This is a genomic window from Anaeromonas frigoriresistens (assembly GCF_016820655.1).
In the GTDB taxonomy this organism is placed as follows: Bacteria; Bacillota; Clostridia; order Tissierellales; family SIT17; genus Anaeromonas; species Anaeromonas frigoriresistens.
This window is the reverse complement of the sequence record NZ_WSFT01000047.1, coordinates 25,191-36,779: the sequence shown is the minus strand read 5'-3', so window position 1 is coordinate 36,779 and position 11,589 is coordinate 25,191. Positions and strand designations below refer to the sequence as shown.

Genomic DNA, 11,589 nt, shown 5'->3' with positions numbered 1-11,589 from the left:
TTTTACAACTAAAAGTTGTCATTTTAACTTTGTACTGTTCAATTTTCAAAGACCAAATTGTTTCGTGCCGTTACCAGCGACTCTTAATACTATATCAAATAACAATTCCTTTGTCAACATCTTTTTAAAAGTTTTTTTAAATTATTTTCTCGAAAAACTGTTAACTATTATCGACTTTTATTACTATAGCAGAAAAAACTCTCTACGTCAAGAGAGTTTTAGAAAGATTTTTTATTTATAAAGAATATCTTATTCATTATAAATCTTTTTTAATTCTTTTCTAAATTTCTCTATAATCTTCTTTTCTAATCTAGATACTGTCATTTGACTCATACCAATATCTTCAGCAATAGCTATCTGAGTTTTTCTATTAAAGTATCTATCTTTTATTATCTTTTTCTCTATCTCGTTTAGTTTATTGATTGTATCTAATAAGAAGTCTCTATTTTCAACCCTTAATAAATATTCATCTTCTTGACCTATTAGTGCTGCTAAACTAACGTCTTTATCATCACTATCAGAGTCTAATGAAGCATCTAAAGAATGAGGGGTATATACTTTACTTGCCTCCATTGCTTCTAATACTTCTTCTTCTGTTGAATTTAAATATTCAGCTATATCTTGAACTGTAGGTGTTTTTTGTAGCTTCTGACTTAATAATAACTTAGCGTTATTGATCTTTTTAGATAATTCCTGTATTCTTCTAGGAACTCTTATAGACCAGCCTTTATCTCTAAAATATTTTTTTATTTCACCTATTATAGTAGGGGTGGCAAAACTTGAAAACTCATACCCTTTACTAATGTCATATCTATCTATAGCATATATTAATCCTAAACAAGCCACTTGATATATATCATCGAAATCTATACCTCTATTTGCATATTTTTTAGATAATATTTCTGCTATATATAGATGTCTATTTATTAGTTCATCTCTCACTTCTTGATCTTTAGTTTCAGAGTATATTTTAAATAAATCTTTAACACTCATTTCTTCATCTTTAGAAATCTTTGTAGCAGAATTCCTGTTATTTCCCATGGTTAATCTACTCCTAACTTCTTTGTCATGCGGATGATAGTCCCTTTACCTTCAGATGTAATAACTTCTACATCATCCATTAGTGTCTTTATTATAAATAGACCTAATCCACCCTCTCTAAGATCTTCAGCCTTAGGTTGTTTAATATTTAGTGAAGCTAAACCTTTACCTGTATCAGTTATTTGGATATCCATTCTATCTTCATATGCAAAAAATTCTATATCATAGGTATCATTTGTTTTTTCACATCCATGTCTTATAGCATTAGTACAAGCTTCACCTATAGCTACTTTTATATCATCTATATCATCTATATTAAATCCTATACGACTAGCTATAGCTGATGCTGTAAGTCTTATAATACCTACAAATTCAGGTTTGTTAGGCATACTTAGTTTGATATGATCCATATTAACTTCTTGATCTCCTCTTGCTTTTAAATCCTCCACTTGATATTACACCCCCTTAACTATAAATACTTTATTTAATCCTGTGATTTCAAATAGTTTGCTGATATTAGGACGTAGGTTTATGATAGTAATATTTTTATTAGTTTCTTTTAATTTTTTTAATCCACTAATTAGAACTCCTAATCCAGTACTGTCTATATATTCTAAGTTTTCTCCATCTATTATTATATCACTCTCTCTAGCTTCTATTACATTTAATAATGTTTCCTTAAATTTAGGAGCAGTATATATATCTATTTCTCCATGGAGTTTTAAAACCCAAACTCCCTTTACTTCATTAAAAGATTTATCAACCTTTAAAGCCATATCACAAGTGCACCTCCATTATTTTTTTATCTATTAGCCAATTAATTAATAAAAAAGGAAAATATAATTGCAAACCAATAAGATATCTTTTCATTATAAATATTATAATAATAATAATAATTTGTAAACTTTCTTATTTTTATCCATTAAATAAAGGATAGAGCCTAAAATTTGTCTGCCCTATCCTTTATACCCACTAATATTATTTTAAAACAATTTCATTAATTTTCTTCTTCTAGTTCCTCTTCTTGATATAATACCTTTGCTATGGATACGACTCTGTCGTCTTTACCAACTCTCATAAGTTTAACTCCTTGAGTAGTTCTACCCATTTGAGATATCCCTGCTATTTTCAAACGTATAATAACACCTAGATAACTTATTATCATTATTTCATCATTTTCATTTACTACTCTAGCCCCTATTAAGTTTCCTGTATGAGGTTTTATATTATATGTCTTTATACCTTTTCCGCCTCTAGTTTGAGTTCTATACTCATCTAAATCAGTTCTTTTTCCATATCCTTTTTCACTGATTACTAGTAAATCACTTCCCTCTTCTACAAGATTCATAGAAATAACTTTATCTTCTCTATTGAGAGTTATTCCTTTAACCCCCATGGCAGTTCTACCCATATCTCTAACATTTTTCTCATTAAATCTTATGGACATCCCGTGAATTGTTGTAAGTAGTACATCACTTTTACCAGTAGTCTTTTTAACAGATATTAATTCATCATCTTCTTTAAGATTAATTGCTATTAGACCACTTTTTCTTATAGATTCAAATTGTGTTACATCAGTTTTCTTTACTAATCCATTTTGAGTAGCAAATATTAAATAACTATCTTTCTCAAATTCTTTGATTGGTATCACTGCTTTAACCTTTTCATCAGGATCTAATTGTAATAGGTTTACTATTGCAGTTCCTTTAGCCTGTCTTTTAGCTTCTGGAATTTCAAAGGCTCTTATAGTATATACCTTTCCTTTACTAGTAAAGAATAGAAGATTATCGTGGGTAGAGGTTATTAGGATATCCTCAACAAAGTCTTCATCTCTCGTTGTAAGTCCTGTAACTCCTCTTCCACCCCTATGTTGAATCTTATATGTGTTTTCTGGTAATCTCTTCACATATCCATAGTGAGTAAGAGTAAGCACAACATTTTCCTCTTCAATCATATCCTCAACATTTATTTCTTCTATAGATGCTCTTATTTCTGTCTTTCTATCATCACCATATTTCTCTTTAATTTCAATAAGTTCATCTTTAACTATTTTATATATTAAATCTTCGTTTGCTAAGATTTCTTTTAATTTATTTATTTCTTGTATTAAACCCTTATATTCTTCTTCTATTTTATCTCTTTCCAACCCAGTCAGCTTCTGAAGTCTCATATCTAATATCGCTTGAGCTTGAATTTCTGATAATCCAAATTTATCTATAAGCCCATTTTTAGCTTCTTGGGTGTTTTCACTTGCTCTTATAAGTTTAATTACCTCATCTATATGATCTAGAGCTATTTTCAAACCTTCTAATATATGGGCTCTTGCTTCAGCTTTATTAAGATCATATTGAGTTCTTCTTGTAATAACCTCTTTTTGATGATCTAAATAATGTCTTAATATTTGTTTTAAATTAAGAACTTTAGGTTCCTCATTTACTAAAGCTATCATAATAATACTATAAGTGTCCTGCATTTGAGTATGTTTATAAAGATTATTTAGTACTACATTTGGATTAGCATCTCTCTTTAACTCAATTACAATTCTCATTCCAGTTCTATCAGATTCATCTCTTAAATCTGATATTCCATCGAGTTTTTTATCTCTTACTAAATGTGCTATTTTTTCTATAAGTCTAGCTTTATTTACTTGGTAAGGAATCTCAGTAACAATTATTCTATTTTTATTATTTTTCATTGGTTCAATTTGGGTCTTTGCTCTTACTCGTACTTTACCCCTACCTGTCCTATAAGCATCTTTTATAGCTTCTTTTCCAGTTATTATAGATCCTGTAGGAAAGTCAGGTCCTTTAATTTTCGTCATTATATCCTTTAATTCTATATCAGGATCATCTATCATCATAATTACTCCATCTATAACTTCCCTTAAATTATGAGGAGGAATAGATGTAGCCATACCTACGGCTATACCATTAGTACCATTTACTAATAGATTTGGATATCTACTTGGTAATACTATAGGTTCTTCTAATTCTTCATCAAAATTGGGTCTATAATCTATAGTATCTTTTCCTATATCTCTTAACATTTCAATGGCAATTTTACTCATTCTAGCTTCGGTATAACGCATTGCAGCTGCACTATCACCATCTACTGAACCAAAGTTACCATGTCCATCTACTAATTGATATCTAGTAGAAAAATCTTGAGCTAGTCTTACCATTGCATCATACACAGCACTATCTCCATGAGGGTGATATTTACCCAATACTTCCCCTACTATACGTGCTGATTTTTTATGAGGTTTATCTGGTGTTAAGCCAAGACCATTCATAGCATAAATTATCCTTCGATGTACAGGTTTAAGCCCATCTCGAACATCTGGTAATGCTCGAGAAACTATAACACTCATAGCATAATCAAGGTATGATGTTTTCATTTCATCTTCAATATTTATTGGAATAATATTGTTATGATTTTCACTCATTTATAATAGTCCTCCTTTATCCAATAATTAAACATCTAAATTTTTAACATTGGTTGCATTTTCTTCTATAAATTCTCTTCTAGGCTGTACTTTATCACCCATTAAAGTAGTAAATATTTCATCTGCTGCTACTGCATCATCTGCACTTACTTGTAATAAAATTCGATGATCTGGATCCATTGTAGTATCCCATAATTGTTCTGGATTCATCTCTCCAAGTCCTTTATATCTTGAAATCGATGGTTTAATTTTTAAATCTTTAAGATCTTGTCTTAATATTTTATTTAATTCTTTTTCTGTATAAGCATAGTACTCTTGTTTTCCTGCTTTTATTTTATATAAAGGAGGCTGAGCTATATATATATTTCCATTTTCTATTAAGGGTTTCATATATCTATAGAAAAAGGTAAGTATCAATGTTCTAATATGAGCTCCATCTACATCGGCATCTGTCATTATAACTATTTTATGATATCTTAAATTCTCTATATTAAATTCTTCTCCTATTCCAGTACCAAATGCAGTTATCATAGCTTTTATTTCTGCAAAGTTTAATATTTTATCTAACCTTGCCTTTTCTACATTCATTATTTTACCTTTTAGGGGTAGAATTGCTTGTGTTCTTCTATCTCTACCTTGTTTTGCAGAACCCCCGGCTGAATCTCCCTCGACAATAAATATCTCTGAAAGTCTAGCATCTTTTTCGGAGCAATCAGCTAATTTTCCAGGTAATGCTGAACTTTCTAAAGCATTTTTTCTACGAGTTAAATCCCTTGCTTTTCTTGCAGCTTCTCTAGCTCTTGAAGCTCTTAAAGACTTTTCTATTATTATTTTTGCTTCTCTAGGATTTTCCTCTAAGAAGATTTCCATAGATTGACTTACTATGCTATCAACTATACCTCTTATTTCACTATTTCCTAGTTTAGTCTTTGTTTGTCCTTCAAATTGAGGATCAGGTAATTTTACAGATAATACTGTAGTTATACCCTCTCTAATATCTTCACCACTTAAGTTACTATCTTTTTCTTTTAAAATACCATTTTTTCTAGCATAATCATTAACTACTCTTGTTAAAGCAGATTTAAGACCGCTTAAATGGGTTCCACCCTCATGAGTATTTATATTATTTGCAAAGGCAAATATATTTTCATTGTAATTATCAGTATACTGGATTGCTAACTCCACTGTACAATTTTCTTTTTCACCTTCGTTATAAATTACTTTTTTATGAATTGCATTTCTATTTTTATTTAAGTGCTCAACAAATGCCTTTATTCCACCTTCATAGTGGAAAGTCTTCTTTTTATCATTTCTTTTATCTTCAATAGTTATTGTTATACCTTTGTTTAAGAAGGCTAATTCCATTAATCTATGTTCTAATGTTTCATATTTAAATTTAATCTCTTCAAATATTAAATCATCTGGCATAAATGTAATAGAAGTTCCTGTACCTTTAGCATCCCCTATAACTTCTAATGGAGATTTAGGTATTCCTCTTTCAAATCTTTGAAAATGTAATTTTCCATTTCTCTTAACTTTAATTTCTAACCATTCTGACAAAGCATTAACAACAGAAACACCAACACCATGTAATCCACCAGATACTTTATAAGCTCCATTATCAAATTTACCACCAGCATGTAATACAGTTAAAACAGTTTCTACTGTAGATTTGCCTGTTTTAGGATGAATAGCAACCGGTATACCACTACCGTTATCACTAACAGTTACAGATCCATTTTCATTTAAAATTACTTCTATGGTATCGCAAACTCCGGCTAAAGCTTCATCTATACTGTTATCTACTACTTCATAAACTATATGATGTAACCCTTTAGGTCCTGTACTACCAATATACATTCCAGGTCTTTTTCTAACAGGATCTAAACCTTCTAAAACCTGTATTTGTTCAGCTTCATAACTTCTATTATTTTGATTTTCTGACATATACTTGCCCCCAATCTTTTATCTAACTTTAATAGTTTCATTTTCTATATAATTACACCTCTTATAAAGGGTATTAGCAGATATATTTGTGCAATATATTATACTTTTTCTTGATTTCTTAAGTTTTTTATTATTTTTTTCAATTCTCTCTGTTATAATATACGACTTTATATTGTTATCTACTATCTTAGTCAAAAATCCTTCTTCTTCAGATATTCTAATAAAATCTGCTGTATCTTTCAATTCTAAGGATTTAGCATCTATAATACTAATTATTTCAGATAAAGGTATAACATAGTCCTTACCAAGATGAAGAAACATATTTATCAATCCTTTCAGCAATATCTTATTTGCTATATAAAATATTACCACCTTTAATATAATAAATCCTTTTTTCAAATTTGTCTATTTCTTCGATTTCTATGTCGTCTGTAGATGTAATTATTGTTTGTACATCTTTAAATGTTGATATTAAGTATTTTCTTCTATTTATATCTAATTCTGAAAATACATCATCTAATAATAACACAGGATATTCTTCTGTCTCTTCTTTAATTAACTTAACTTCTGCTAGTCTTAATGATAATGCTGCTGTTCTTTGTTGACCTTGAGAACCAAATATTCTTGTATTTTTATCATCTATAATAATATCCAGATCATCTCTATGGGGTCCTATTTTTGTAGTACCTTTTTCTATGTCTTCTTTCTCATATTTAGATAATAATTCGTTATATTTGTTTATTATTTTATTTTTATCTAAATTAACAAGGTTAAAAGAAGAAGAATATTGTACCTCTAAATTCTCTCCTCCATCTGTAATACTATGATGTATATCTTTTGATATAGGTGCCAATCTATCAACAAAAGATTTTCTTAATATCATTATTTTTGTTCCTAATTCTACTAATTGTTCATTCCATATAGATAACATCTTCTTTTTATTAGAATCATATTGTATAACTTTTAGTAGATTATTTCGTTGTGTTAAAACTCTATTATAGTCATTAACAATACTCTTATATACTGGTTTCATTTGAGTTATCTCATCATCAAGAAAATTCCTTCGATGGGATGGGCCTTCTTTTATTATCTTCAAATCCTCGGGAGAAAATACTACAACTTGTAATACTCCAGTTAAATCTGATATCTTTTCTTGCTCAACTCCATTTATTTTAACTCTTTTAGGGTTATTTAAATCCAATTTTAATTCTATATATTTTTCTACATTTTCTTTTATTAGTTCTACTCCTATATATCCCGCTTCTTTTTCTATAGTAATAAGTTCTTTATCTTTATTACTTCTAAAAGATTTTCCAGTTGAAGCTATATATATAGATTCTAAAAGATTTGTTTTACCCTGACCGTTTTCACCTAAAAAAATATTAACCTTTTCATTCAAAAATATTTTTATCCCGCTATAATTTCTGAAATTAATTAGTTTAATACTATTTACATACATAATAGCACTTCCTTTATTATATCACTTTTCCATATAAAAACAAACGTTCGTTCTTATTAAGGGTTTTTATGCTCTTATAATCTATTTTAAACCTTTATAATGTTTTTTTCCATGAATAATAGCTCTAAATTCATTTAGCATATTATTTAGAGCATTAGTTATATAGAAATTTAAATTATAATATAATACAGGGAAATATCTTATTATTTTATGATTATAGAATCTTCTTCTTCTACTTCTACAATATCACCTTTAGCTATTTTTTTTCCCCTTTGAGTACATACTTCATTATTTACTTTTACATGTCCGTCTTTAATTAAAAATTTAGCATGGCCTCCAGTTTGAGCTATTGCAGCATATTTCAGTAGTTGATCCAACTTAATGTACTCAGTATCTATTGATATTTCTTTCATATAATTCTCTCCTTATTAATTCAAATATAATAGACACCTTTTAAGGTGTCCATCATTAATAGTCTAATTAACCTCTGCTAGCCTTACTGGTAATACTAAATAAGTATAGTTTTCATCATCTTTAGGTTTTATTATACATGGATTTACATTACTTATAAAATTCATTATTACTTCATCACTATCTATAGCTTTAAGTCCATCTAATACATACTTTGAATTGAAGGCTATTACAATATCATCTCCTTCTAACTCTATATCCACATCTTCATGAACATTTCCTATTTCAGAATTTGACGTAATAATCATTTTATCATCTTTTATATCAAATTTTACTAAATTATTTCTACCTTCTCTTGCAAGCAGAGATGCCCTTTCGATACTCTCTTTGATATCACTAGTTTTCACTATAACCTTAGATTTATATTCATTTCTAATTATATCTTTATAGTTTAAGAATTGACCTTCTAGAAGTCTTGAGTTAATTATAGTATCTCCTAGATTAAATAGAATATGACTAGAAGTAAACATTATTTTAACATTATTCTCCTCATCGTCTAATATTCTACTTACCTCGCTTAATGTTTTTCCTGGTATAACTACTTTTATATTATTATCATAAGGTATTGATGAGTTTTTAAGAGCTAATCTATATCCATCTAAAGCCACTAATGCTGCACTATTATCTTTAACTTCAAGTAATGCTCCTGTTAATATTGGTCTTGTTTCATCTTGAGCTGTTGCAAAAACAGTTTGTTTAATCATATTTTTTAATAGATCTTTAGGTATTTCAAAGGAACTTTCTTCATTGATTTTAGGTAATTCAGGATATTCTTCAGCTGGATGACCTAAAATATTAAATTCTGAATGTCCACAAGTAATATGTATATTGTGACTTGTATCTACCTCTAAGTTTATATCATAATTGGGTAATTTTCTTATTATATCTCCAAATATTTTAGAAGAAATAACCGTTTTACCTTCTTCTATTACTTCACAATCTAATTGAGTTTCAATACCTAATTCTAAGTCTGTTCCAGTTAATTTTAATTTATTATCATAAGCTTCAACTAATATACCATTTAATATAGGTAATGTTGTTTTAGATGATATACCTTTTTGTACGATACTAATATTTTTTGACAATGTATTTTGAGGGATTTTAATTTTCAATTGTGGATAACCTCCTTTTAAATAATTATTGAAATAAATAAACTTAATCTAGTAGTATTAGTAATAGGGCCTGTGAATTTGTGGATAACCATCTATGTTAGATAAATACTAAAAGGTAAAGGGTGTGGACAATGTGTTACTAACCTGTACCTAGTTATCCACATATACCCTGATTTAATAAAACTAAAAAGATATCAACAATTCATAAACATACTATATACAACTAGTTGTTAATTACCTTTTATATCTTTATTGAGTTGTTCTATAATAGATTTAATTTCATTATCTGAATTAATAGCATTTGAAATTTTATCATAAGCATGGATTACTGTAGTATGATCTCTACCTCCGAATTCATCTCCTATTTTAGGCAATGATAGATCCGTAAGCTCTCTAGATAGATACATAGCTATCTGTCTAGGATGAGATATTGCTCTAGCTCTTTTCTTGGAATTAAAATCTTCAATTTTTACATTAAAATGCTTTGATACCATTTCTTTTATTCTATTTACATCAATTTTTTCACTTCTATTTCCTGATATGATGTCTTTTAGTGCCTCATTAGCTAATTCTATAGTAATTTCTTTATTGGTTAAGGATGAATATGCAATTATCCTTATTAAAGCTCCTTCTAATTCTCTTATATTTGAACGAATTTTATCTGCAATAAAAAGAAATACTTCATTATTTATATCTAAGTTTTCTAGATTTGCTTTCTTTTTTAATATTGCTATTCTTGTTTCTAAATCTGGGGGCTGAATATCTGCTATTAAACCCCATTCAAATCTTGATCTCAATCTATCCTCTAAAGTAGGTATTTCCTTAGGGGGTCTATCACTGGATATTATAATCTGTTTATTAGCTTCATGAAGTGCATTGAAGGTATGGAAAAACTCCTCTTGAGTTCTTTCTTTTCCAGCAATAAATTGAATATCATCTATTAGTAATACATCTACATGTCTATATTTATTTCTAAATTCAACATTTTTATCATCTCTAATAGAATTGATTAATTCATTTGTAAACTTTTCTGAAGAAACATAGGCCACATTGGCATTTGGATTTTGTTCTAATATATAATGACCAATTGCATTCATAAGGTGAGTTTTCCCTAGCCCTACTCCTCCATATATAAATAATGGATTATATGCCTTTGCAGGAGCTTCTGCTACAGCAAGAGATGCGGCATGGGCAAATCTGTTACTATTACCAATAACAAATTGATCAAAAGTATATTTAGGTCTTAATTGAGACTTTAGTGGTTTTTCTTCAGCTTCATTTTTTTCAGTTTTTTCTTTTCTAGGTTGTCCAACACCAGTACTTATTTCTTCTCCAGGTATTAAAAAAGTAATATTATAATTGCTATTAGAAACTTGATTAATAGCGTTTTTAATTAAAGTTAAATACCTTGCTTCTAGAATTGATTTAGTAAATTCATTTGGAGCAGCCAGAATAATATTGTTATCTTCAATAGATACTGGGTCTATACTTTTAAGCCAAGTATTAAAGCTAACTTCAGTTAGTTCAGTTTTAATTAATTTTAGGGCCTTTACCCAGATATCTTCTAATTTAGCTGACATTATCTCTCCTCCTATTCTATAAAGATTATTGTCATTAAAAGAATACTTTATTCTATATAAACATAAAATAAAGCTCTTAAAATAAAAAAATAAACAAAATAATCCACAAAGTATCGTTTTTTTAAAAATAATATATATGATAAAATTATCAACAAAAACATGGAATTATTTTGTGGATAAACTGTGAATAATAAATATATGGATATAAAATATAACAAAAAAAATTTTTATTAACATAAAATTTAAAGAATACTTGTTGATAAAGAAGCAAGAAATAATCTGTTATGAAACAAAAGTTAACAAAGAAATCAACAAATTCATTAAGTTATACACAGATTAATCCACAGACTGTGTATAAAAGTTAATATTCTTGATTAATAATCCACATTTTCATTAATAATATCAAATAAAAGTAGAATTATCAACAAGTATAAATAGATATCCACAGAATAAACAGTATGTTACCAAAACTTATTAACAAAACATTGACTTGAAGATAGTATAATAATATTGAAACTACTAATAATTAATATA

The 11,589-nt window shown here is 28.1% G+C and carries 10 protein-coding genes; all 10 read right to left on the bottom strand.

The genetic code is table 11. The features are described 5' to 3' along the window. Nucleotides 1-249: 249 nt before the first annotated feature. Entirely contained in the window at nucleotides 250-1,041 is a 792-nt protein-coding gene (locus GOQ27_RS12695) for a SigB/SigF/SigG family RNA polymerase sigma factor (protein WP_203367243.1), read from the bottom strand. Between the two features lie 2 nt (nucleotides 1,042-1,043). After that, nucleotides 1,044-1,490: an ATP-binding protein gene (locus GOQ27_RS12690; protein ID WP_350445919.1), complete on the bottom strand. Its 447-nt coding sequence runs from the start codon at nucleotides 1,488-1,490 to the stop codon at nucleotides 1,044-1,046. A gap of 6 nt (nucleotides 1,491-1,496) precedes the next feature. Next, entirely contained in the window at nucleotides 1,497-1,817 is a 321-nt protein-coding gene (locus GOQ27_RS12685; RefSeq protein WP_203367242.1) for an STAS domain-containing protein, read from the bottom strand. Between the two features lie 221 nt (nucleotides 1,818-2,038). Further along, nucleotides 2,039-4,486 (bottom strand): DNA gyrase subunit A, encoded by a 2,448-nt coding sequence (gyrA, locus tag GOQ27_RS12680; protein WP_203367241.1) that lies wholly within the window; start codon nucleotides 4,484-4,486, stop codon nucleotides 2,039-2,041. A 27-nt stretch (nucleotides 4,487-4,513) separates the two neighbouring features. Continuing rightward, complete coding sequence (gene gyrB, locus GOQ27_RS12675; RefSeq protein WP_203367240.1) at nucleotides 4,514-6,433, bottom strand: DNA topoisomerase (ATP-hydrolyzing) subunit B; 1,920 nt, start codon at nucleotides 6,431-6,433, stop codon at nucleotides 4,514-4,516. An 18-nt stretch (nucleotides 6,434-6,451) separates the two neighbouring features. Continuing rightward, nucleotides 6,452-6,775 carry an extracellular matrix regulator RemB gene (gene remB, locus GOQ27_RS12670; protein WP_252187840.1) on the bottom strand — a complete coding sequence of 108 codons (324 nt, stop codon included), beginning with the start codon at nucleotides 6,773-6,775 and terminating at the stop codon, nucleotides 6,452-6,454. Between the two features lie 4 nt (nucleotides 6,776-6,779). Beyond that, nucleotides 6,780-7,892 carry a DNA replication/repair protein RecF gene (recF, locus tag GOQ27_RS12665; protein WP_203367239.1) on the bottom strand — a complete coding sequence of 371 codons (1,113 nt, stop codon included), beginning with the start codon at nucleotides 7,890-7,892 and terminating at the stop codon, nucleotides 6,780-6,782. Nucleotides 7,893-8,095: 203 nt separating this feature from the next. Further along, nucleotides 8,096-8,305, bottom strand: coding sequence for a S4 domain-containing protein YaaA (gene yaaA, locus GOQ27_RS12660; RefSeq protein ID WP_203367238.1), 210 nt, complete (start codon nucleotides 8,303-8,305; stop codon nucleotides 8,096-8,098). A 63-nt stretch (nucleotides 8,306-8,368) separates the two neighbouring features. Next, on the bottom strand, nucleotides 8,369-9,475 hold the full coding sequence (gene dnaN / locus GOQ27_RS12655) for a DNA polymerase III subunit beta (RefSeq protein WP_203367237.1): 1,107 nt from the start codon (nucleotides 9,473-9,475) through the stop codon (nucleotides 8,369-8,371). 230 nt (nucleotides 9,476-9,705) lie between these two features. Beyond that, entirely contained in the window at nucleotides 9,706-11,055 is a 1,350-nt protein-coding gene (dnaA, locus tag GOQ27_RS12650) for a chromosomal replication initiator protein DnaA (protein WP_203367236.1), read from the bottom strand. Nucleotides 11,056-11,589 lie beyond the last annotated feature (534 nt).

What these genes read in the sequence shown, in the direction of transcription:
- recF (WP_203367239.1), bottom strand. Translation starts at nt 7,892, where the DNA reads ATGTATGTAAATAGTATTAAACTAATTAATTTCAGAAATTATAGCGGG.
- gyrB (WP_203367240.1), bottom strand. Translation starts at nt 6,433, where the DNA reads ATGTCAGAAAATCAAAATAATAGAAGTTATGAAGCTGAACAAATACAG.
- yaaA (WP_203367238.1), bottom strand. Translation starts at nt 8,305, where the DNA reads ATGAAAGAAATATCAATAGATACTGAGTACATTAAGTTGGATCAACTA.
- gyrA (WP_203367241.1), bottom strand. Translation starts at nt 4,486, where the DNA reads ATGAGTGAAAATCATAACAATATTATTCCAATAAATATTGAAGATGAA.
- GOQ27_RS12695 (WP_203367243.1), bottom strand. Translation starts at nt 1,041, where the DNA reads ATGGGAAATAACAGGAATTCTGCTACAAAGATTTCTAAAGATGAAGAA.
- GOQ27_RS12685 (WP_203367242.1), bottom strand. Translation starts at nt 1,817, where the DNA reads ATGGCTTTAAAGGTTGATAAATCTTTTAATGAAGTAAAGGGAGTTTGG.
- dnaA (WP_203367236.1), bottom strand. Translation starts at nt 11,055, where the DNA reads ATGTCAGCTAAATTAGAAGATATCTGGGTAAAGGCCCTAAAATTAATT.